Genomic DNA, 22,321 nt, shown 5'->3' with positions numbered 1-22,321 from the left:
GAGTCAAGAATTCGACGAAGTCGATACCGCCGGATCGGGGATGACGGCATGATCGGACAGGTGAGATCCATGAAGGAACGCATGTTGGCCGGGGAGCCGTATCTCGCCGAGGGGCCGGAGATCCTCGCCGACCTCCAGCGCGCCGCCCGACTGATGGAACGCGTCAACACCAGCCCCGCCGACGACACCGACGCCCGCCACGCCGCCCTGCGGGAACTGCTCGGCGAACTCGGTGACGACACCTGGATCCGTCCACCGTTCTACTGCGACTACGGCTACCACATCCGGATCGGGCCACGCAGCTTCGTGAACTTCAACGCGGTCTTCCTCGACGTCGCGCCGATCACGATCGGCGCGGACGTGCAGGTGGGCCCGAACGTGCAACTACTCACCCCGACGCATCCGGTGGACCCGGAGCAGCGCCGGGCGAAGTGGGAGGCGGCCAAGCCGATCACCATCGGCGACAACGTCTGGCTGGGCGGCGGGGCGATCGTCCTGGCCGGCGTCACCGTCGGGGAGAACACGGTGGTCGGCGCCGGCGCCGTGGTGACCAAGGACCTGCCGGCCAACGTCGTCGCCGTCGGCAACCCGGCCCGCCCGGTACGCCAACTGGACCAATAGCCGCACACACTCGGTCACCATCCAGACCGGACCAACCTCCGCGAAAACGTTTCTACCTGCGGAAACATCCTCGCGGTGGATGGCACTCTCTCCACGGTTCAGGCACTCTGGGTTACAGAGTCGTCACCGGGAGGCGTGCCATGAGCGGTCGGATCCTCGAACTGCGCGTACACGGCGTGTCGAACACGCCGCCGGCCGAGACCCTGGGCGTGCCGACCGAGCCGGGCACCGAACCCGTTCCGCCGCGACTGGTCGCCGGTGGTCCGGTCACCGGCTTCTACCGCTCCCCCGGCACCTCGACGGGCGACCCGATCGTGGTCGAGGCGTACAGCTGGGGGCAGTTGACCTCGGGCGCACGGACCGCCCGCGACGTGGAACGGGCGCTGTGGACGCTGCTGCTGCCCTTCACCCTGGCCAACGTGGCGCTGCACGCCCGGCCCGGCATTCCCGCCGACCCGACCAGCGAACGATTCGCCAGCCGGTCCGGGATCACCGCCTGGCTGATCCGGCTGTTCTGCCTGACGCTGACCGCCACGCCCGTGTTGGCGCTGACCGGCGTCGGCGTCGACCTGATCGGCTGGCAGTGCGTCGACGAGAGCTGCCTGAACCGGATCCCGGGGCCCTGGCAGTTCCTCGCCGACCCCTGGTGGCAGCGGGGCAGCCGGGCGCTCGCGGTCGGACTGCTCGTGCCGCTCGCCCTGATCGTGGTGCTCGGCCTGGTCGCCTGGCGGACCTACCAGTACGAGGCGGTGATGCCCGCCGACCCGACCGACCCGCCGGTCCGCCAGGCACCCGGCGAGGCCGACGCCGACCTGCCCGAGGGCCAGCCGGAACAGGAGCCGCCGTCGCCACCCGAGCCACCCCGGGGCCCGCTCGCCAACCCACTCGAAGATCCGACCTTCTGGTGGGGCGAGGGACAGCTCCGCCGCGCCGCGGTCCTGCACCTGTGCACCGGCACGGTGGCCGCCGCCGCCGTACCGCTCGGCACCACCCTCGCGCTCCACCCACCGCACGGAGCCCGGGCGGCCATCGCCTGGCCCACCGTGGCGCTGATCGTCGCGGTCCTCGTGATCACGGTGGTGGCCATCGGCCGGCCGTTCCTCACCCGACGCGACGGGGCGAGCCCACTCGGCCCGTGGAGCGTCACCGTCATCGTCCTCACCGGCCTCGGGCTGGTCGGCACCGTCCTGGTGTTGATGCTGCCGGACAGCGCGGGCGGCGCGGCGCAGTTGGCCACCCTCCGCCCACCTGCCGGCTGCGGCGACGTGTCGTCACTTCCGGGCTGCCTGGAGGACCGCTCCCTTCCCGGCTTCGACCGGGTCCTCGCCTGGCTCGGCACCGGCCAACTGCTGCTGCTCATCGCCATCGGCGGGACCGCCCGCTCCGGCCGGCGCGGTGGCGCCGCACCGGCCGCCGCCACGGTGCTGATCGCCGTGGGCGCCGCCTGGTGCCACGGCTGGCTGCCGTTCCTGCCGCCGGCACCCCTCGCGGTGTGGCAGGTCGTCCCGGTACTGCTGCTCCTCGCCGCAGGCGGCCTGCTGCTACCGCGTACCCGCCCCAGCGACGTGACACAGCCCCTCGGGCCCTACACCGACCTGGCCTGGCGTGGGCGGGGTCCGGCCGTGATCGCCGGATTCGGGTGGCTGCTCTGCCTCGCGTACAGCACCGGCCTGCTCTACTGGGTCAGCGACCTACTGAACCGCGACGCCACCGTCAGCGGGCGTCCGCCGGTGGTGCCGCCCACCCCGGTGACCTGGTCCGGTCTGGTCTTCGGCATGGCCCTGCTGCTGCTCGCCCTGGTCGCGATCCGGGCCGCCGTGCTGTTCCGCCGACTGCGCCGACAGGAGTACGCCGAACTGCGGGCACGCGGCGGCCTCTCCGCGCACGACCTGCGCCGCGCCCGGGACGTGAGCACCCACCAGGCCCTGCACCGCCTGGTCGGCGAGCACGCGCTGCGCCTGGTCGGCTGGTACGCGGGCACCGCCGGGACACTGGCCGCGCTCGGGTGCATGATCGTCCTCTCCCCCGCCCGCCCGCACGACCTCACCTCGGGCACCACCGGCACCGTCATCGCGGTCGTCGCCGACGTCGGTGACCGGCTGCTCGGCTGGCTGCCACTGGCGATCGCCGCGATCGGTCTGCTGGTCTACCGCAACGACACGGTCCGGCGGTCGGTCGGCGTGGTCTGGGACGTCGGCACGTTCTGGCCGCGCGCCGCGCACCCGCTCGCCCCACCGAGCTACGCCGAACGGGCCGTGCCGGAACTGCTCACCCGCACCGCCGGGCTACTCGCCCTGACCGAACACGACACCCGCCGAGTGGACGGCATCATCCTCTCCGGACACAGCCAGGGCACCGTCATCTGCACCGCCGTCATCCTCCAGCTACCGCAGCGCTGGCGGCAACGGATCTGGTTCTTCTCCTACGGGTGCCAGCTCACCCGGCTCTACGGCCGGATCTTCCCGGCGTACTTCGGGCCGGACCGGCTGCCGGTGCTGACCCGGGCACTGACCCGCTCCTCGGCCGGGACCCGGTGGACGAACTTCTGGCGGGACACCGACCCGCTCGGCTGGCCGGTCACCGCCGGGGAACGCGACATCGCGGTCACCGACCCGGAGGCCCTGCACCCGAGCGACGGCGAAGTCGCCGACCCGCCGATCCGCAGCCACAGCGGCTACCCGGAGGCGGCCGAGTTCCAGCGGGAACGGTCCCGGGTGGCGTGGATGCTGCGTCGCTCCGTGCCGTCACCCCGGCGGGGGGTCGGCTAGCCGGACCACCAGGTCGGCCCGGGAAGCGGTCTCGGCCACCAGCGCCGCGTTGACCTCGTCACTGCCCAGCGCCCACGCGCGCGCCTCCTCCGCCGACCGGCCGTACGCGACGTGCCGCGCGACGAGCCGACGCCGTCGCAGGTCGCCGTCGAGATCCAGGAACCACGCCTCGTGCAGCAACGCCCGCATCTCGTCCCAGGGCCAGTCCGGCACGAGCAGGTAGTTGCCCTCGGTCACCACCAGCCGGACCTCCGGCGGCACCTCGATCGCACCCGCGATCGGTTCCTCCAGTTCCCGGCGGAACTCCGGCACCCAGACCGACGTCGGCTCCTTGCGCCGCAGGCGGCGCATCAGCGAGACGTACCCGTTGGCGTCGAACGTGTCGATCGACCCCTTGCGGGCGGCGCGGCCCAGCCGGTGCAGCTCGGCCTGGGCCAGATGGAACCCGTCCATCGGCACCAGCCGCGCGGTCGGGCCGACCGCCGCGACCACCTCGGCGGCGAGCGTGGACTTGCCCGCACCGGGTGCGCCGGTGATGCCGAGCAGTTGCCGGGGGCCCGCGTCGGCCAGGGCGCGGGCCCGCCGCAGCAGCTCGTCGACGGGCAGCACCCGGGCCTCGGTCATCAGGACAGGACCGGTCGGCTGATCGCGAACCGGGCCCGCACCGCCGCGTGCACCGACTGTGGTTGCGGGTCCAGCTCCAGCTCCGGCGGGGTGGTCGACTCGACCCCACCGGCGTCGAACGCCATCCGGGCCATCATCGGCTGTCCACCGCCCTCGTCGGCGAGCTCGATCAGATCGGTGACCTGGGCCTGGAGCGCCTCGGCGTACTCGCGGGCCCGCAGCAGGGCATCCGCGATCGCGGCATGCCGCGCCTCCCGGAAGGCCGGGCTGTCCGGGCGCAGCGACCACCAGGGCCCGGCGACCGCCACCTGGTCCTGGTCGGCCAGGCGCAGCATCAGTTCGCCGAGCGCGGTGAAGTCGCTGACCGTCACCGTGGTCACCACCGAGCCGTGCCAGGCCACCACCCGCTCGCCGGAGCGCCGCGTCTCGGGCCGCACCCGCAGGTCGCCGGTCTCCCGGCGATCGACAGTCGGACCGTACGAGTCGAGCAGCACCCGGATCGCGGCGGCCCGCTCGGCCAGCCGGGTCAGCGTGGGCTCGCGCTCCCGGTCGCGCGCGAGCGCGGTCACCGTGAACCGGGCCTCCTCCGGAGCGACTTCCCGGTACGCCTCACCGCGTACGGTCACCACCGGTCCGTCCACCATGCCCTCACCCTAGCGGCGGCTCCGGTACCGCGCCCACCGATGCGTACCGGTCGACGAATCGACGCCTCAGCCCGCCTGCGGGAGCTGGGCAGTGTACGAGACCACCTCGTCGACGACCCGGCACCCGCTGAGATGACCGCCCGCCGCACCCAGCCCGGTCAGCCAGGAGACCTCGTCGGCCGCCGCACCGTCGACCGGGAACGGACGGACCGTCGGCTGGTAAGGCCGACCGCCGAGCGCCACCCGGGCGGCGCCCGCCTCGGCATAGCGGGCGGTGAGCGTGTCGCCGTCACCGGCCCGCAGCGCCTCGGTCAACTCGTCGAGGTATGCGGTCACCTCGGTCAGGGCGGCCAGCACCTGGTCGCGGTTGCCGCGCAGCATGTTCGCGGTGCGCGGGGCCGGGGTGCCGGCGACCCGGGTGCCGTCCCGGAAGCTGCCGGCGGCCAGGGTGAGCACGGCGTCGCGCAGCGGCGAGCGCTGGGCGGCTCCGGCCAGTGCACCGGCGAGCAGGTGCGGCACGTGCGAGGAGAGCGCGACCACGGCGTCGTGCCGGTCCGCCGCCATCGGCACCACCCGGGCCCCGATCACCTCGGTGACCAGGGCGGCCAGCCGGCGGAACGCGCCCAGCCCGTCCGGCGCGGGACAGAGCACCCAGGCAGCGCCCGCGAACAGCTCGGGCCGGGCCGCACCGAGACCGGCCCGGTCGGTGCCGGCCATCGGATGACCGGGCACGAAGCGGTGGGTCAGGCCCCGGGTCGCGGCGAATGCGGCCAGCTCGGCCTTGGTGCTGCCCACGTCGGTGAGCACGCAGCCCGGCTCGGTCGCCGCGGCCACCTCGACCAGGGTCGCCGGCAGGGTCGGCAGCGGCCCACCGAGGAACACCACGTCCCGGTCGGCCACCGCGTCGGCCAGCCGGTCGGCGGTGGGTACGCCGGCCAGCCGGGCCTGGCGGCGGGTCGCGTCGTCCGGGTCCCAGCCCGTCACGTCTACCCCGGCGGCGTGCAGCCGGAGCAGCACCGAACCGCCGATCAGGCCGGTGCCGACCACCGCCGCGCGCATCAGGGTCCGGCGAGGCGGGCGGCGACGGCGGCGACCCGCTCGTCGGACTCGGTCAGCGCCACCCGGACGTACTGCCCGGCGGTGGGCCCGTAGAAGACACCGGCGGCGACCAGGATGCCGCGCCGGGCCAACCAGTCGACCGTGTCCCAGCAGTCCTCGCCCCGGGTCAGCCAGAGATAGAGCCCCGCCTCGGAGTGCGTGATGGTGAACCCGGCCCCGGTGAACGCGGCCCGCAGGGCCTCGCGGCGTGCCCGGTACCGCTCCCGCTGCGCGATGGCGTGCTCCTCGTCGTGCAGCGCGGCCACCATCGCCGCCTGCACCGGTTTGGGCACGATCATCCCCGCGTGCTTACGGATCTTGAGCAGCTCGGCCACCAGGGCGGGGTCACCGGCCACGAACCCCGCCCGGTATCCGGCGAGGTTGGACCGCTTGGAGAGCGAGTGCACGGCCAGCACCGAGTCGTACGAGCCGCCGCAGACCTCCGGCGAGAGCACCGAGACCGGCTCGGCCTCCCACCCCAGCGGCAGGTAGCACTCGTCACTGGCGACCACCGCGCCACGTTCCCGCGCCCAGTCCACCACCTTGCGCAGGTGGGCGGCGGGCAGCACCCGGCCGGTCGGGTTGCCCGGCGAGTTGACCCAGACCAGGCGTACCCGGGAGGTCGGACCGACCGCGGTCAGCGAGTCGGCGCGGACCGTGGTGGCTCCGGCCAGGCGGGCCCCGTCCTCGTAGGTGGGATAGGCCACCGACGGCACCACCACGACGTCACCCGGCCCGACCCCCAGCAGGGTCGGCAACCAGGCGACCAGCTCCTTCGACCCGATCGTCGGCAGCACCCCGAGCCCGTCGACGCCGGCCCCGCAGGACCGGGCCACCCAGGCCGTGATCGCCGCACGCAGGTCCGGGGTACCGGCGGTGAGCGGGTACCCCGGTGCGTCCGACGCGTCGGCCAGGGCACGCCGGATCACCTCGGGCACCGGATCGACCGGCGTACCCATGGAGAGGTTGATCAGGCCGTCCGGATGCGCCGCAGCAAGGGTCGCCGCGGCGTCCAGCGTGTCCCAGGTGAACTCGGGCAGCCGCGACGAGACCGGCGCGGGGGCGTTCAGTGCCCCTCGCCGCGCGGCGGCTGCGCGGCGACGAAGGTCGCGTCCTTCTCCACCTTGCCGATCTTGGAGGCACCCCCGGGCGAGCCCAGGTCCTCGAAGAACTCGTAGTTGGCGCCGGTGTAGTCCTTCCACTGCTCGGGGACGTCGTCCTCGTAGAAGATCGCCTCGACCGGGCACACCGGCTCACAGGCACCACAGTCGACGCACTCGTCGGGGTGGATGTAGAGCATCCGGTTGCCCTCGTAAATGCAGTCGACCGGGCATTCCTCGATGCATGCCTTGTCGAGCACATCCACGCACGGCTCGGCGATGATGTAGGTCACCGGTCTTCTCCTCCGCAAGACTCGTCGCGATCACCCGCGACGGTAAGAGCCTAGTATCTCGCCGGGGAGGAGGTCGATCGTGCTCCGAGAGCAGGATGTGGGACACCGGATCGTGGTCCGGCGAATCGTGGGCTCACGCGCCGGTCGGCCGGTGTTCTCCGACGCCCTCGGCGAGCTGGTCGAGCTGACCGAGACCCACCTGGAGATGACCACCCGGCAGGGGCGGCTGCGCGTGCCGATCGCCGAGGTGCACCGCGCCAAGCGGGTGCCGCCGACCCGCCGACCCACCGCCGACGCCGTGGTCGAGCTGGAACTCGCGGCCGACGAGGCGTGGCCGGCGCCCGTGCGCGGCCGGCTCGGCGACTGGCTGCTGCGCTCCGCCGACGGCTGGACCGGCCGGGCCAACTCCGCGCTGCCGGTCGGCGACCCGGACCGGCCGCTGCCGGCCGCGCTGGACGCGGTCGAACGCTGGTACGCCGAACGGGGCCGACCGGCGATCGTCAACACGCCGCTGCCGCTGGCCGCGCCGGTCGGCGCGGAACTCGACCTGCGCGGCTGGGAGAGTCGCCCGCTGGTGCTGGTGCAGACCGTGCCGCTGGCCGACCTCACCGCACCCGGCGGCCGGGTGGCCCGCGCCGCCACGGCCACCGCGCCCGCCGTCGAGCTGACCGCCGCGCCGTCGGACGACTGGCTCACGGTGGCCGCCGGCCGCAAGGGCGGGCTGCCCGACGCCGCCCGGCACGTGCTCACCGCCGTGGGACAGGTCCGCTTCGCGCACGCGTACGACGGGGACACGCTGGTCGGGGTCGGCCGGGGCACGGTCACCGGCGCGGGCCGCTGGCTCGGACTGTCCCTGATCGAGGTGCTGCCCGAGGCCCGCCGCCGAGGGGTGGCCGTCGCCGTGATCGGCGCGCTCGCCGAGTGGGCCGGCACGGCCGGCGCCACCGACGTGTTCCTCCAGGTCGAGCAGCACAACGCGGCTGCCGTGACGCTCTATCGCACGCTGGGCTTCACCACGCACCACACCTACCGGAGCCGGATCGCGCCCTGAGCTGACGGCGCGACCCGGGCCGGACGTACCGGTCAGCGACGAACGGTGCGGCGCGGCTTGCCGGCGCCGCTCTCGGCGTGCTCCTGGAGGCTCTGCGACCGGTGGTCGCGGCCCAACGTGGTGAGCAGCAGGTAGCCCAGGATCGTGCCGACGGTGGTCGCGACGAGGTAGAGCACGACCTGCCAGAAGAAGGTGGCGCTGCCGTCGGCGAACGGGCTGCGGCCGACCAGCAGCGGTCCGACGAACATGGTCAGCGCGAGCGCGATGCCGATCGCACCGGCCACCTCGGCGCCCCACTGGGCCACCGGACGCGACCGGCCCCAGGAGTAGGCGACCCCGGCCAGGATCAACCCGATCACCGCGAACATCCCGAGGGTCACCCGGTCGGCGGCGGCCTCGTCGCCGTCGAAGCCGAACCGGATCACCAGTCGGGCGACCACGTTGACCGCGAACAACGCGATCGCGAGCACTCCGATCGCGCGCCACCGCTGCCCCATCGCACGCCTCCCGCCGTACCGCCCGCCCCGGTGGCGGGCCTCCTGGCAGGAATGTCTATCACCCGGGGCGGGGTGGCGTCAGTACCGCCTGGACGGCGGGTTCGGCGCGAGGATGGACCGGAACGCCATCACCGCGAAGGTCATCGACCCGGCCACCACCAGGATGAGCCCCACCCAGTTGCCGACCAGCAGCACGTCGCCCTCGGTGGTCCGGTCGGCGGCGGCCACCATGATCACGACCCACGGCAGCGCCGGCAGCAGCACCGCCCACCGGGACCCCACCGTCTCCATCGCGAACCAGCTCAGCGCGATGTTCGCGAGCACGGCCACCAGCACCGCCGCCCCGACCAGGTGCCCGCCGACCCGCAGCGGGGCGAGCAGCAGCTCCAGCACCGCCGTCACCGCGCCGGCGGCCAGGGCGACCAGCCCGCCGAGCGCCCGCAGGCCGATGTCGACCGGCCGCCGCCAGGCCCGTGCGGGCGGTGGCGACTGCTGTTCGGGCGGGGCGACCGACATCGCGGCGGGTACGGTCACCGGAGACCGGCCGTACCGACCGGTGTGCGATCCGGGTCGTCGGCGGTCTCCAGCCCGGCGAACAGGTCCGACTCCCAGCCGTACGGGCCGCTGCCCGCCCCCTTGGCCCCCACCGCGAGCGTGAAGTACTCCACGCCCATGAACTCGGCACCGAAGTTGCCGGCGATCGAGTAGAGCCAGGAGGTGGCCGGGATCTGGGTGGCGTGCGCCCGCATCGCCGCCTCCTTCGCGGCGTGCTGCTCGGTCGCGTCGATCCGCGCCGCGATGTCCTTGTCCGGCGTGCAGAAGGGCAGGTCGGTGGCGTTTTCGATGCCGGCGAACGGGTTGTCCGACGACTCCTCGAAGTGCGTCATCCCGGCCTCCAGGACGCTCTGCGGCATCGCCGTCCAGTAGACCTTCGCCGGGGCGATTCCCTCGGCGGCGGCCAGCTCGACGGCGCGCATCGCCACCCGGTGCGCCTGGATGTGGTCGGGGTGACCGTAGAAGCCGTTCTCGTCGTAGGTGATCACCACCTGGGGGCGTACCTCCCGGACCACCTCCAGCAGGTGGCCGGCGGCCTCGTCCAGGTCGGCCTGCCAGAAGGCGCGCGGGTGGTCGTTGGTGGAAAGGCCCATCATGCCCGAGTCGCGGTAGCGTCCGGCGCCACCGAGGAAACGGTGGTCGGCCACGCCGAGCTCGGCACAGGCGGTGGCCAGCTCGGCGATCCGGTACCCGCCGAGCTGGTCGGCCTCGGCGGCGGCGAGGCCGGACAGCTCCGGCACGTGGATCTCACCCTCCTCGCCGAGTGTGCAGGTGACCAGGGTGACGTGGGCGCCGGTGGCGGCGTAGTGCGCCATGGTCGAACCGGTGCCGATGGACTCGTCGTCGGGGTGCGCGTGGACCAGCAACAGGCGGCGGTCGGGCAGCGTCGTCACGAGGGTCACTCTAACCGGCGGTTCTCCCCGATCAGTCCTGACGCGTCCGCTCGGGTCCGGCACATCACGCTCGGCCGCCGCATACGATCTGGCCTGTGGACTTTCCCGAGCTGGCCGCCCGCACCCGCCGGTTCAGCCACGGGGCGCCACGCGCCGTCTCCGTGGCCGACGACGGGGCCCGGGTGGTCTTCCTGCGTTCCGCGGGACCGGAGGACCCGGCCGACGCGCTCTGGCAACTGGACGTGGCGAGCGGCGAGGAACGGCTGGTCGCCGACCCGGCCACGCTGCTCGGCGAGGACGCCGACCCGGCCGCGCTGAGCCCCGGCGAACGGGCCCGACGGGAACGGCTGCGGCTCTCCGCCGCCGGCATCGGCGCGTACGCCCTGGACGCCGCCGGCCGGGTGGCGGTCTTCGCGCTGGCCGGCCGCCTGTTCCGGGCCGACCTGGTGCACGGCGACGTGATCGAGGTCCCGGCCGCCGGCCCGGTCCTCGACCCCCGGCCGGACCCGAGCGGCCAACGCCTCGCGTACGTCACCGACGCCGCCGAGGGGGTACGCCGGGGCGAACTGCGGATCGTCGACGTCGACGGCACCGACACGATCCTGGCCGGTGAGGACTCCGGGGTGCTGTGGGGGCTGGCCGAGCACATCGCGGCGGAGGAGTTCGACCGGCACCGGGGCTACTGGTGGGCACCGGACGGCCGCTCGGTGCTGGCCGCCCGGGTCGACGAGTCCCGGCTGCCCCGCTGGCACCTGCACGACCCGGCGCAGCCGGCGAGCCCGCCGGTCAGCGTCGCGTACCCGGTGGCCGGTGGACCCAACGCCGAGGTCAGTCTGCACCTGCTCGACCTGGACGGCGGCTGGGTGGACGTGCACTGGGACCGGGAGACCTACCCGTACCTGACCGCGGTGCACTGGGCCGAGGGCGCTCCGCTGATCACCGTGCTGCGCCGCGCGCAGCAGCACGGGCTGGTGCTCGCCGTCGACCCGCGCACCGGCGAGACCCAGGTGCACGCCGAACTGGCCGACCCGCGCTGGGTGGAGCCGATCGCCGGTACGCCCGCGCACCTGCCGGACGGGCGGGTGCTGGTCGGCGGCGAACTCGCCCACGACGGGTACGACGCGCGGTGCCTCTTCGCCGACGGCACCCTGCTCACCCCGCCCTCGCTCTACGTCCGGCGGGTGGTGGGCCGGCTGGCCACCGGCACCGGACCGGCGGACCTGCTGGTCGAGGCGAGCGACGGCGAGCCGAGCGAGCAGCACCTGTTCCGGGTCCGCACCAGCATCGGCGGCGGGGTCGACGCCCGTCGACTGACCAGCGACGCGGGTTGGCACCACGGCGCGGTCGGCGGGGACGTGCTGGTCGTCGGCGTCGCCTCGCTCGACCACGCGGGCGTGCGGTGGACGGTCCGGCAGGGCGACCGCGAGGTGGCCGTGCTCCGGTCGTTGGCGGCCACCCCCCGCTACTCCCCGCTGCCGCTGCTGGAACGGGTCACCGACCGGCACCTGCCGTCGGCCGTGCTCTATCCGGACAACCACGTCACCGGCCGACGGCTGCCGGTGCTGCTCGACGTGTACGGCGGGCCGGGGCACCAGGAGGTGGTCGCCGCCCGCGCGGCCTGGCTGGAACGGCAGTGGTGGGCCGACGCCGGCTTCGCGGTGGTGGTGGTCGACAACCGAGGTACGCCCGGCATCGCGCCGTCGTTCGAGAAGGCCATCCACCGGCGGGTCGCCGACGTGATCCTGCTCGACCAGGTGGAGGCGTTGACCGCGCTCGCCGACAAGCACCCGGACCTGGACCTGTCCCGGGTCGGGGTGCGCGGCTGGTCGTTCGGCGGTTGGCTGGCCGGGTTGGCGGTGCTGCGTCACCCGGAGCTGTTCCGGTGCGGGATCGCCGGGGCGCCGGTGACCGACTGGGCCCTCTACGACACCGCGTACACCGAGCGCTATCTCGGCCTGCCCGACGACGGCCCGGACGTGTACGCCCACCACTCGCTGGTGGAGGCGGCCGCCGAGCCGCCCACCGACCCGGCGCAGGCCCGGCCGCTGCTGCTGGTGCACGGCATGGTGGACGACAACGTGGTGGCCGCGCACACGCTGCGGTTCTCGGCCGCGCTGCTGGCCGCCGGCCGACCGCACTCGGTGCTGCCGCTGACCGGCGCGACGCACATGGCCGCCGGTGGACTCGCCGAACGCCTCCTGCGCCTGGAACTCGACTTCCTCCGCACGCACCTGTCGGTGTAAGGAGGGGTCCCCTGCTAACGCCTCGGGCATAGCAGGGGACCCCTCCTTACACCTCAGGGCTTGACGTGGGCCGTGACGAACGAGGGGTACCCGAACACGCTGGAGACGAAGACGCCGCCCACCTTCGAGCCGTGCACCAGGTACGCCACGTCGACGTAGAGCGGCACCACCGGCGCGTGCTCCCGCATGATCCGCTCGTCGAGCTTCGCCCACTCGGGCCCCTGCGCGGGCGGGGGCAGCGCGAGGATCCGGTCGAACTCGGCGTTGATCGTGGGATGGTGGAAGTACGACTGGTTGCTGTTGCCCGCCGCCCGGATGCTGCGGCCGTCGTAGAGCACCGGCAGGATCGACGCGCCACTGGGCCAGTCCGCCGCCCACGAGCCCAGGTACAGGTCCCAGGGGTTGTCCCGCTTCTTGATCTCGTCGAGCTTGGCGTCGTCCGGGATGGTGCGGATGACGATCCGGAACCCGGCGCGTTCCAGGTTGCCCTTGAGCTGCGTCGCCACCTGCTGTTCCTGAGCGCTGTCGGCGACACCGAGGACCAGTTCCGGGCTCTGCCCGGCGAGCAGCTCCCGTGCCTTGTCCGGGTCGCCGGTGGGTCCACCCGGATAGGCGTCGTACCGCCGGTGGCCGATGGTGGCCGGCGGCATCAACGTGGTGGCCGGCGACGCCACGTGCGCCCCGCCGAGCACCTTCACCACGCCCTCGCGGTCGACGGCGTAGTTGAGCGCCTGACGGACCCGCAGGTCGGTGACCCGCTGGTTGTTGATGACCAACTGGTTGGCGCTGGGCGTCGGGGACAACAGGGTCCGGGACCGCAGCGCGGCGTCACCGGCCACCCGGGACACCAGCGAGGGCGGCACGTAGTTCCAGGACAGCGCGCTGCGGTCGGCGCCGTTGTCGGCGATCACCCGGTTGGTCGCCGCGTCCGGGGACGGGCCGAAGGTCCAGACGAACCGGTCCGGGTACTGGTGGCGTACCGGGTCGGTGGCCGGGTCCCAGTGCGGGTTGCGCTCCATCACGATCTCGACGCCGGCCCGGAAGCGGGTCACCTTGTACGGCCCGGACGAGAACGGTGCGGCGCCGAGGTGGATCCCGGTGTCCCGGTCCGGCGGCAGCGGGGCGCTGCTCGGCAACGACACCGCGTACGGCAGATCGCAGCGCGCCCTGGCGAACTCGAACCGCAGCGTCCTCTCGTCCGGCGTGGTCAGGCCGGGCGGCAACGCGTACCGGCCGGGCTCGAAGCGCCACCTGGTGTCGTACTGCGGCGTGTCGGCCAGCCACTCCTGGAGGTAGGTGGGGCCGCCGGTGAGGGCCGGGTCGAACGAGCGGGCGATGCCGTACCCGATCTCCTTCGCGGTGACCGGTCGCCCGTCCTCGAACCTGACCCCGTCCTTGACGGTGAACTCCCACACCGTGCAGTCGCCGTCGACGTCGCGGCCCGGCGTCTCGGCGAGGTCACCGACCAGGACGAGGTTGCCCTGGCCGTCGTCCTTCCAGGTGGTCAACGAACGCGCGAACAGGGGTGCGGCCATCAGGCCGGCGAACGAGTACGTCCGCTGCGGGTCCAGGTGCGAGATCGGGGTCTCCCGGATGACGGTGAAGGTCCCCCCGCGTTGCGCGCCCTCCACCGCCGGGGCGGGCCCCGTCGAGTCCGCCGGATCCGTGGCGATGATCCCGGTGTGCTGCCGCCCGGTGTCCACCGACGGGCCGCCGCCGGTGTTCTCGGTGCACGCGCCCAGCGTCACCACCAGTGCGATCGCGCCGACCGCCGCGACCGCCGTACGTGCTCTCATCTGCTACCTCCTCGGTTGTGGACGGGTCCGCTCGGCGGTGGTGCACGGCTCAGCCCAGCCGGACCCGTGGGTCGATGGCCGCATAGATCAGGTCCACCAGCACGTTCGCCAGCACCACGAAGACCGCCGAGATCAACACGGTGGCCATGATCATCGGAAGGTCGCCGGCGCGGACCGCCTCGACCGCCGTCCGGCCGAGCCCGTGGATGCCGAAGGTCGTCTCGGTGATCACCGTGCCGCCGAGCGCCGCGCCCACGTCCAGGCCGGCGACGGTCACCACCGGGGTGATCGCCGCGCGGAACGCGTGCCGCCCGTACACCCGCGTCCGGCTCAGTCCCTTGGCCCGCGCGGTGCGGACGAAGTCCTCGCCCAACGTCTCCACCATCTGGGCGCGGAACAGTCGGGCATAGATCGCGGCGAACAGGAAGGCCAACGACGCCCAGGCGAGCACCAGCCCACCGGCCCAGCGCACCGGATCGTCGAACGGCGACGTGTAGCCGGGCACCGGCAGCCAACCCAGCGTGTAGACGAAGACCAGCAACAGCACCGCGCCGACGAAGTACACCTGCGTCGAGGCACCGGCCAGCGCGAAGCCGATGGCGGCCCGGTCCAGCCAGGTGCCCCGACGAAGTGCGGAGAGCAGACCCAGGCCCACCCCGAGCAGCAGCCACAGCACCGCCGCCGGGACGACGATGCTCACCGTCACCGGCAGCACCCGCGCGATGGTGTCGGTCACCGCCTCGTTGTTCACGTACGACCAGCCCAGGCAGGGTGCGTCACACCGACCGCCCTGGGCGTCGCCCAGATCGCGACCGACGAAGACGCCCTTCACGTATCCCGCGTACTGGCTGACCAGCGGGTCGCGCAGGCCCCACTCCTGCCGCACCCGCTCCAGCCGCTCCGGGTCGCAGTTCTTCGGGCACATGCCGGCGACCGGGTCGCGGGGCAGGGCGAAGAACATCAGGAACGTCAGCACGCTGACCGCGAAGAGGGTGAACACCGCGGAGAGGACCCGCCCGACCAGGAATCTCAGCATCGCGAGGGGTTCCCCTACCGCGCCGACCTCGGGTCGAGCGCGTCACGCAGCGCGTCCCCGAACAGGTTGAAGGCGAGTACGAGCGCGAAGATCGTGACGCCGGGGAAGAAGACGAACGCCGGATCGGTCTGCAGGTAGTCCAGGCTCTGGTAGATCATCCGACCGAAGCTCGGCGTCTCCTCGGTCAGTCCCACCCCGATGAAGGACAGCGCCGCCTCACCGGTGACGAACTGCGGCACGGCGAGCGAGAACGACACCAGGATCGGCGCCCAGGTGTTCGGCAGCAACTGCCGGAACAGCATGTGCCCCAGCCCCGCCCCGCTGACCCGGGCCGCCGCCACGAACTCCCGCTCGCGCAACGCGACCACCTGCCCGCGTACCAGCCGTGCGGTGGTGGTCCAGCCGAAGGCGGCGAAGATCCCGATCAGCATCGCCACCCCGAAGGCCGGCGGCACCGCCTCCCGTGGCCCGTAGAACCGCAGCGTCAGCGTCGGGGCCAGGGCGAGCGCGACGACCAGGAAGGGCATCGCCAGCGTCAGGTCCGTGAACCACCCGACGAGCGCGTCCAGCCACCCGCCGAGATATCCGGCGAGCGCGCCGAGCACCACGCCGACCACGGAGGTGAGCGTCGCCGCCATGACGGCGACGAGCAGCGAGGTACGCAGGCCGTACACCAGGCGGATGAAGACGTCCCGCCCCAACCCGGGTTCCAGGCCGAAGAAGTGGTCGCCGGAGACCCCACCGGCGCAGCCGAGCGGCATCCCGTACCCGTCCAGCTTGTGCTGGAACTGGTCGCGCGGGCCGATCCCGTAGACCGACTCGATGGCCGGTGCGCCGAGCGCCACCAGCACGAACAGGACCAGCAGAGCGCCGCTGGCCAGCGCGGTGCGGTCCCGGCGCAGCCGCCACGCGGCCAACCGCCCCGGCGACCGGCCGACGATCCCCGTGGTCATGTCGCGTGGTCCGGAAAGTGGCAGGCGACGGCCTGGGGAGCGCCGTCGCGCCGGACCAGGGCCGGGTCCTCCACGGCGCAGCGGTCCCGGGCCGTGGGGCAGCGGGTGCGGAACCGGCAGCCGGAGGGCGGGTCGAGCGATGTGGGCAGCTCACCGGTGAGCCGAACACGTGTGGCCGGACCGAGCCGGGTCGGGCCGAGGCGGGTCGGGCCGAGGCGGGTCGGGTCCGGCACCGCCGACAGCAACGCCCGGGTGTACGGGTGCCGGGGCCGCCGGTAGACGTCGTCCCGGTCGCCGATCTCGACGATCCGGCCCAGGTACATCACCGCGACCCGTTGGCAGAGGTGCCGGACCACGGCCAGGTCGTGGGCGATGAGGACGAAGGCCAGCCCCAGCTCGCGCCGCAGGTCCCGGAGCAGGTTGACCACCTGGGCCTGGATCGAGACGTCCAGCGCCGAGACCGGCTCGTCGGCGACCACCAGCCGGGGAGCGGTGGCCAGGGCCCGGGCGATGCCGACCCGCTGCCGCTGGCCGCCGGAGAACTCGTGCGGATACCGGTGACGGTGCACGGGGTCGAGCCCCACCAACTCCATCAGTTCGCGGACCCGGGCGTCGGTCCCGCCGGGCGGAACGATGCCGTTGACCTGCAACGGCGTCGCGATGATCCGCCCGACCGGGTGACGGGGGTTCAACGACGCGTACGGGTCCTGGAAGATGATCTGAAGGTGGGGACGCAGCGGACGCAGATCACGTCGCGAGGCGTGGGTGATGTCCCGACCGGCGAACTCGATGCGCCCGCCGGTCGGCTCCAGCAACCGCACCAGCATCCGACCGGTGGTCGTCTTGCCGCAGCCGGACTCGCCCACCAGGCCGAGCGTCTCGCCGGGGCGTACCTCGAAGTCCAGCCCGTCCACCGCCCGCACCACACCGGCCCGACGGAGGCCGCCGCGCACCGGGAAGTGCTTGGTCAGGCCGCGTACCCGCAGCAACGGGTCGTCGGCGGCGACCGCCCGCGTCACCGGATCGGCCCCGTCCGGACGGCGTGCTCGGCGTGGTGGCGGGCGCGCTCCTCGTCGCTCAGGTGACAGGCCGACCGGTGGCCGGCGGCCTCGGGACGTGGCTCGGGCCGCTCGGTGCGGCACCGCTCGCCGACCCGCGCGGCGTGACCGCAGCGCGGGTGGAAGGGACAGCCGGGCGGCACGTCGACCAGGCTCGGCGGATGACCCGGGACGGGGGTCAGGTCCGCGTCCGCGTCGCCGTGCAACGACGGCACGCCGCCGAGCAACCCCCAGGTGTACGGGTGCCTCGGCCGGCCCAGCACCTGCTCGACGGCGCCCTGCTCGACGGCGCGGCCGGCATACATCACCAGCACCTCGTCGGCGATCTGGGCGACCACGCCGAGGTCATGGGTGATCAGAAGGATCGCGGTGCCGGACTCGGCCTGAAGGTCGGCCAGCAGCTCCAGGATCTGCGCCTGCACGGTGACGTCCAGCGCGCTTGTCGGTTCGTCGGCGACGAGCAGGGCGGGCTCGTTCACCAGCGCCATCGCGATCATCGCCCGCTGCCGCATCCCGCCGGAGAACTCGTGCGGGTACTGGTCGAACCGCCGCTCCGGTTGCGCGATGCCGACCCGGTCGAGCATCTCCACCACCCGCCGCCGCGTCTCGGCGCGCCCGGCCCGGGGGTGGTGCACCCGGTACGCCTCGGCGATCTGGCGGCCCACCCGCTGGTAGGGATGCAGTGCGGAGAGCGGGTCCTGGAAGACCACCGCCATGTCCCGGCCGCGCAGCCGGCGTACCTCCGTCTCCGGACGGCCGACGAGCGGGCGCCCACCGACGGTAATCCGACCGGTGACGGTGGACCGTCTCGGGTCATGCAGTCCGAGGACCGCCAGCGCGGCGGCGCTCTTGCCCGAGCCGGACTCACCGACGACGGCGAGCGTGCGTCCGCGCGCGACCGAGAGGGAGACCCCGTCGACGGCGCGCACCACACCGTCCGTGGCGGTGAAGCTGACGCGCAGGTCGTCCACTCGCAGGTAAGGGTCCACGACCGCCTCCCTCCGCATCCGCCGGAGGGAAACTACAGCAGACGTACGACAGTGAAAGTAAGCTCCACGGTCCACCGGTCCGGCAGGTGCCGTCCGTCCGACGGATGTCGGCCGGCTGGCCTAGGGTCGGTCCATGAGCGAGCACGACGGAGTGCGGGGATGACCGAGTTCGACGCGGCCGAGGTCGCCGTGCAGGCAGCGCTGGACGCGGGCGCCCGGTACGCGGACGCCCGCGTGATGCACCGGCGCTACGAGTCGATGACGGCCCGCAACGGCGAGGTGGAGGCACTGACCCAGGACGAGAGCATCGGGCTGGGCTTACGCGCGCTGGTCGGGTCGAGCTGGGGCTTCCACGCCGTACCCGACGTCTCCGACGCGACCGCCCGCGACGCCGGCCGACGGGCGGCGCGGATCGCCGCGGCGAGCGCCCGGGTGCCCGGTCCCCCGGTGGACCTGGTGCCGTCGACGCCGACGACGGCGAGCTGGGCCTCGCCCTGCGAGGTGGATCCGCTCGGCGTCTCGCTGGCCGACAAGGGCGACCTGCTGGTGGCCGCGACCCGCACGATGGCCGACCACGGCGCCGACCTGACCGAGGGCCTCTATCAGGTCTGGGACACCTCGAAGTGGTTCGTGTCCAGCGAGGGCCACCGCATCGACCAGCACATCCGTGAGTGCGGCGCGGGCATCTCGGCCACCTCCATCGGCGACGGCGAGACGCAACGCCGGTCCTGGCCGAGCTATCGCGGGCAGTACGGCACCACCGGCTGGGAGCTGGTCGACTCGCTGGAGTTGACCGCCCACGCGGCCCGCATCGCGGAGGAGTCCCGGGCGCTGCTGACCGCGCCGCTCTGCCCGGCCGGCGAGACCGACCTGATCCTCGGCGGCGAGCAGTTGGCGCTCCAGATCCACGAGTCGGTCGGGCACGCCATCGAGCTGGACCGCATCCTCGGCTGGGAGGCGGCCTTCGCCGGCACGTCCTGGCTGGACCTCGACCTGCTCGGCTCGCTGCGGTACGGCTCCGACCTAATGAACATCACCATCGACCCGACCATCCCCGGCGCGCTGGGCAGCTTCGGCTACGACGACGAGGGCTCACCGGCGGTCCGGCGGGACGCGGTCCGCGAGGGACGGTGGGTGGGCGTGCTGGCCGGCCGCGACTCGGCCGCCGTCGCGGGCCTGGACTACGGCGGCAGCGTACGCGCCGACGGCTGGGCCCGGCTGCCGATGGTGCGGATGACCAACGTGGGCCTGGAGCCCGGCCCGCACACCCTGGAGGAGATCGTCGCCGCCACCGACGAGGGAGTGCTGATGGACATCAACCGCTCCTGGTCCATCGACGACAAGCGGCTGAACTTCCAGTTCGGCTGCGAGATCGGCTGGGAGATCCGCAACGGCCGACGCGGGCGGATGGTCCGCAACCCCACGTACACCGGCATCGGGCCGCAGTTCTGGCGCTCGATGGACATGCTCTCCTCGGAGATTGTCTCGTGGGGCACGCCGAACTGCGGCAAGGGCCAGCCGGGCCAGATCGGCCACACCGGCCATCCGGCGGCACCGGCCCGATTCCGCGGCGTCCGGGTAGGTGTGCGCGCATGAGCGAGCGCAGCGAGCGAGTCGTCAGTGAGGTGGAGCTGGCCGGGCGGGTGGTGGAGCTGGTCGCCCGGCTGGGCGGGGCGGACGCCCAGGCCGAGGTGACGGTGACCCGGGGCGAGCTGGCGTTGACCCGGTTCGCCAACTCGGCGATCCACCAGAACGTCGCCGAGTCCGCCGTGGAGGTCCGGCTGCAGCTGCACCTGGGTGGGCGTACCGCCACCGGGGTGGGCAGCGCGGTCAGCGCCGACGGGCTCCGCGCGCTGGTGGAGCGGGTGGTGGCGGCGACCCGTTTCACCCCGCCCGACCGGGGTTGGCCCGGGCTGACTCCGCCGACCGAGATGCCGCCACCGGCGCTCTGGGACGTCGCCACCGCCGACGCCGGTCCGGACGAGCGGGCCGCCCTGGTGCGGGCCTTCGTCGACGCGGCCGACGGGTTGGAGACGGCCGGCTACTGCCGCACCACGTCCCGGTCGGTGGCGTTCGCCAACTCCGCCGGGCACTCGGCGCAGGGCCGCACGGCCGAGGCCGCGATGGACGGGATCGCCCGGGCCGGTGGTGCGGACGGGGTGGCCAGGAACAGCGTCGAGCGGATCGCCGACCTCGACGGCGCCGCTCTCGGACGACACGCCGCCGCGAAGGCCCGGGCGGCCGTCGACCCGATCGAGTTGGCACCGGGGCGCTACCCGGTGGTGTTGGAGCCGGCCGCGGTGGCGGACCTGCTGCAGAACCTCGCCTGGTACGGCTTCAACGGCAAGCGGTACGCCGAGCGACAGTCGTTCGCCGAGCCCGGAGCCGCCCAGCTCGACCCGGCGGTGACGCTCGTCGACGATCCGCTCGGTGCCACCGCGTTGCCGTTCGACCTGGAGGGCACGCCGACCGGGGCGATGACCCTGGTGGACGCGGGCACCACCACGGCGGTGGCGCACGACCGGCGCAGTGCCGCCGAGTCGGGCACCACCTCGACCGGTCACGCCGCGCCCGGCAGCGCCACCTTCGGCCCGATGCCGCGCAACCTGCGGCTGGTCCCGTCCGGGCGGGCCGAGGCGGTGGCGGCGGTCGGGGCGACGACGCCGAGCGGGGCGGTGGTGGACGCCGACACCGCGGCTCTGGTCTCCCGGATGGGACGTGGGCTGCTGGTCAGCGACCTCTGGTACACCCGGGTGCTCGATCCGAAGAGTCTCGTGGTGACCGGGCTGACCCGCAACGGACTCTGGCTGGTCGAAGACGGGCAGGTCACCCGCGCGGTCCGCGACCTGCGCTTCACCGAGTCGTATCCCCGGGCGCTGGCACCGGGCGGGGTGCTGGAGGTGGGCCGCCGGGCGGTACGCCAGCCGGACCGGTACGACGGTGTCTGGTGGGAGGCGCCGTCGCTGCGACTGGCCGCGTGGAACTTCACCGGCGGGGCGTCCGGCTGACCAGCTCATCGACCGTTTGTCGATCTTTTTCGGACGCTCACATATTGATCATGGCGAGAGACTTTCCAAAGTTCGGGACACACGGGACACTGCCTTGCGCGGACGGCCCGCCTAGATCGGCGTAACGTGTGTCACTTAGCTGCGCCGACAAACCCGGTGCGGTCGTTGGTGTGCGCATGACGTGGCACGTGGGCGCGGGATGACCGGTCCGCCTGCCGACCGGAAGTGTTCCGCCGCCCGTGACAGGGCCCCGTCAGGGAGACGACGCGAATGACATCATCGGCAACGAAACCGAAACCGCGGGGGGCGCGGGCACGTGCCGCCATCGCGGCGAAGACGTTGCGTACGGACCGTTGGTGGCTCGCGCCACTGATCACCGTCATCGGGCTCGGTGCGTGGATCACGTACGCGACGGTCCGGGTCTTCATGCACCGGTGGTACTGGGTCGAGGAGTACCACTACCTCACCCCGTTCTACTCCCCTTGCGTGACCGACCGGTGCATTCCCGAGGCGTCGCACTTCGGGCAGTACCTGCCCGGCTGGTGGATCATTCCGGACGCCGCGTTCACCCTGCCGTTCCTGCTGCTGTTCCGGCTCACCTGCTACTACTACCGCAAGGCGTACTACCGGTCGTTCTGGCTCTCGCCGCCGGCCTGCGCGGTGCCCGACGGTCACGCCAGCTACGGCGGCGAGACCCGGTTCCCGCTGATCGTGCAGAACTCGCACCGGTACTTCTTCTACTTCGCCGCGATCATCTCGTTGATCAACACCTGGGACGCGATCGCCGCCTTCCGTAGTCCCGACGGCTTCGGCTTCGGCCTGGGCAACCTGATCCTGGTCGGCAACGTGGTGATGCTCTGGGCGTACACCATCTCCTGCCACTCCTGCCGGCACATCATCGGCGGACGGCTCAAGCACTTCTCCAAGCATCCGGTCCGCTACCGGGCCTGGGGCTTCGTCTCCTGGCTGAACGTCCGGCACATGCAGCTCGCCTGGATCACCCTCGGCACGTTGGCGCTGACCGACTTCTACGTCATGTCGATCGCCGCCGGGTGGATCTCCGACCTGCGGTTCATCAACTAAGGGCCCCCGAC

General features: G+C 73.0%; 20 protein-coding genes. 7 read left to right on the top strand and 13 right to left on the bottom strand.

Annotation, left to right across the window (positions count from 1 at the left end; genetic code table 11):
• Positions 1–60: 60 nt before the first annotated feature.
• The gene (locus tag ACIBO1_RS11525; RefSeq protein ID WP_396744294.1) at positions 61–621 is read left to right on the top strand and encodes a sugar O-acetyltransferase; all 561 of its coding nucleotides are present in this window, start codon (positions 61–63) and stop codon (positions 619–621) included.
• A 140-nt stretch (positions 622–761) separates the two neighbouring features.
• The gene (locus ACIBO1_RS11520) at positions 762–3,389 is read left to right on the top strand and encodes a hypothetical protein (RefSeq protein WP_396744291.1); all 2,628 of its coding nucleotides are present in this window, start codon (positions 762–764) and stop codon (positions 3,387–3,389) included.
• On the opposite strand, the gene ACIBO1_RS11515 is transcribed toward ACIBO1_RS11520, so the two are convergent.
• From ACIBO1_RS11515 to fdxA, 5 genes are all read right to left on the bottom strand, one after another.
• Complete coding sequence (locus tag ACIBO1_RS11515; protein WP_396744288.1) at positions 3,366–4,013, bottom strand: nucleoside/nucleotide kinase family protein; 648 nt, start codon at positions 4,011–4,013, stop codon at positions 3,366–3,368. The two genes, ACIBO1_RS11520 and ACIBO1_RS11515, sit on opposite strands and share 24 nt — an antisense overlap.
• Positions 4,013–4,657 carry an SIMPL domain-containing protein gene (locus ACIBO1_RS11510; RefSeq protein ID WP_396744285.1) on the bottom strand — a complete coding sequence of 215 codons (645 nt, stop codon included), beginning with the start codon at positions 4,655–4,657 and terminating at the stop codon, positions 4,013–4,015. Before ACIBO1_RS11510 ends, ACIBO1_RS11515 begins: the two co-directional genes overlap by 1 nt.
• 66 nt (positions 4,658–4,723) lie before the next feature.
• A complete protein-coding gene (locus tag ACIBO1_RS11505; protein ID WP_396744282.1) occupies positions 4,724–5,716 on the bottom strand; it encodes a prephenate dehydrogenase in 993 nt (330 codons plus the stop codon).
• Positions 5,716–6,825 carry a succinyldiaminopimelate transaminase gene (gene dapC / locus ACIBO1_RS11500; RefSeq protein ID WP_396744781.1) on the bottom strand — a complete coding sequence of 370 codons (1,110 nt, stop codon included), beginning with the start codon at positions 6,823–6,825 and terminating at the stop codon, positions 5,716–5,718. The genes ACIBO1_RS11505 and dapC overlap by 1 nt, the downstream gene beginning before the upstream one ends.
• Complete coding sequence (gene fdxA, locus ACIBO1_RS11495) at positions 6,822–7,148, bottom strand: ferredoxin (protein ID WP_007464872.1); 327 nt, start codon at positions 7,146–7,148, stop codon at positions 6,822–6,824. Before fdxA ends, dapC begins: the two co-directional genes overlap by 4 nt.
• A 79-nt stretch (positions 7,149–7,227) precedes the next feature.
• Between fdxA and ACIBO1_RS11490 the strand changes: the two genes are divergently transcribed.
• Entirely contained in the window at positions 7,228–8,199 is a 972-nt protein-coding gene (locus ACIBO1_RS11490) for a GNAT family N-acetyltransferase (protein ID WP_396744279.1), read from the top strand.
• A 32-nt stretch (positions 8,200–8,231) separates the two neighbouring features.
• Here ACIBO1_RS11490 and ACIBO1_RS11485 read toward each other — a convergent pair whose 3' ends face one another.
• The 3 genes from ACIBO1_RS11485 to mshB form a co-directional block, all read right to left on the bottom strand.
• Complete coding sequence (locus ACIBO1_RS11485; RefSeq protein WP_396744276.1) at positions 8,232–8,696, bottom strand: hypothetical protein; 465 nt, start codon at positions 8,694–8,696, stop codon at positions 8,232–8,234.
• Positions 8,697–8,774: 78 nt separating this feature from the next.
• Positions 8,775–9,212 (bottom strand): hypothetical protein, encoded by a 438-nt coding sequence (locus tag ACIBO1_RS11480; RefSeq protein WP_396744778.1) that lies wholly within the window; start codon positions 9,210–9,212, stop codon positions 8,775–8,777.
• Positions 9,213–9,226: 14 nt separating this feature from the next.
• Entirely contained in the window at positions 9,227–10,153 is a 927-nt protein-coding gene (gene mshB, locus ACIBO1_RS11475; protein WP_396744273.1) for an N-acetyl-1-D-myo-inositol-2-amino-2-deoxy-alpha-D-glucopyranoside deacetylase, read from the bottom strand.
• Between the two features lie 86 nt (positions 10,154–10,239).
• On the opposite strand from mshB, the gene ACIBO1_RS11470 reads away from it, so the two are divergent.
• On the top strand, positions 10,240–12,387 hold the full coding sequence (locus ACIBO1_RS11470; protein WP_396744271.1) for a prolyl oligopeptidase family serine peptidase: 2,148 nt from the start codon (positions 10,240–10,242) through the stop codon (positions 12,385–12,387).
• A gap of 53 nt (positions 12,388–12,440) precedes the next feature.
• On the opposite strand, the gene ACIBO1_RS11465 is transcribed toward ACIBO1_RS11470, so the two are convergent.
• Genes ACIBO1_RS11465 through ACIBO1_RS11445 form a run of 5 tightly spaced genes read right to left on the bottom strand, consistent with a single transcriptional unit; the run spans position 12,441 to position 18,219 of the window.
• Positions 12,441–14,183, bottom strand: a complete 1,743-nt coding sequence (locus ACIBO1_RS11465) for an ABC transporter substrate-binding protein (protein ID WP_396744268.1) — start codon at positions 14,181–14,183, stop codon at positions 12,441–12,443.
• Positions 14,184–14,232: 49 nt separating this feature from the next.
• Positions 14,233–15,219 carry an ABC transporter permease gene (locus tag ACIBO1_RS11460; RefSeq protein WP_396744265.1) on the bottom strand — a complete coding sequence of 329 codons (987 nt, stop codon included), beginning with the start codon at positions 15,217–15,219 and terminating at the stop codon, positions 14,233–14,235.
• A gap of 14 nt (positions 15,220–15,233) precedes the next feature.
• Positions 15,234–16,172: an ABC transporter permease gene (locus ACIBO1_RS11455; RefSeq protein WP_396744262.1), complete on the bottom strand. Its 939-nt coding sequence runs from the start codon at positions 16,170–16,172 to the stop codon at positions 15,234–15,236.
• Positions 16,169–17,191, bottom strand: a complete 1,023-nt coding sequence (locus ACIBO1_RS11450) for an ABC transporter ATP-binding protein (RefSeq protein WP_396744259.1) — start codon at positions 17,189–17,191, stop codon at positions 16,169–16,171. Before ACIBO1_RS11450 ends, ACIBO1_RS11455 begins: the two co-directional genes overlap by 4 nt.
• Positions 17,188–18,219, bottom strand: a complete 1,032-nt coding sequence (locus ACIBO1_RS11445) for an ABC transporter ATP-binding protein (protein WP_396744256.1) — start codon at positions 18,217–18,219, stop codon at positions 17,188–17,190. The genes ACIBO1_RS11450 and ACIBO1_RS11445 overlap by 4 nt, the downstream gene beginning before the upstream one ends.
• Before the next feature lie 159 nt (positions 18,220–18,378).
• On the opposite strand from ACIBO1_RS11445, the gene ACIBO1_RS11440 reads away from it, so the two are divergent.
• The 3 genes from ACIBO1_RS11440 to ACIBO1_RS11430 all read left to right on the top strand — a co-directional run bounded on the left by ACIBO1_RS11440 (position 18,379) and on the right by ACIBO1_RS11430 (position 22,310).
• Positions 18,379–19,815 (top strand): TldD/PmbA family protein, encoded by a 1,437-nt coding sequence (locus ACIBO1_RS11440; RefSeq protein ID WP_396744253.1) that lies wholly within the window; start codon positions 18,379–18,381, stop codon positions 19,813–19,815.
• The gene (locus ACIBO1_RS11435; protein WP_396744250.1) at positions 19,812–21,227 is read left to right on the top strand and encodes a TldD/PmbA family protein; all 1,416 of its coding nucleotides are present in this window, start codon (positions 19,812–19,814) and stop codon (positions 21,225–21,227) included. Before ACIBO1_RS11440 ends, ACIBO1_RS11435 begins: the two co-directional genes overlap by 4 nt.
• A gap of 270 nt (positions 21,228–21,497) precedes the next feature.
• The gene (locus ACIBO1_RS11430; protein WP_396744247.1) at positions 21,498–22,310 is read left to right on the top strand and encodes a hypothetical protein; all 813 of its coding nucleotides are present in this window, start codon (positions 21,498–21,500) and stop codon (positions 22,308–22,310) included.
• Positions 22,311–22,321 lie beyond the last annotated feature (11 nt).

Origin of the sequence: Micromonospora sp. NPDC049903, from assembly GCF_044460945.1 — a bacterium.
GTDB lineage: Bacteria > Actinomycetota > Actinomycetes > Mycobacteriales > Micromonosporaceae > Micromonospora.
This window is presented reverse-complemented; position numbering and strand designations above follow the sequence as displayed.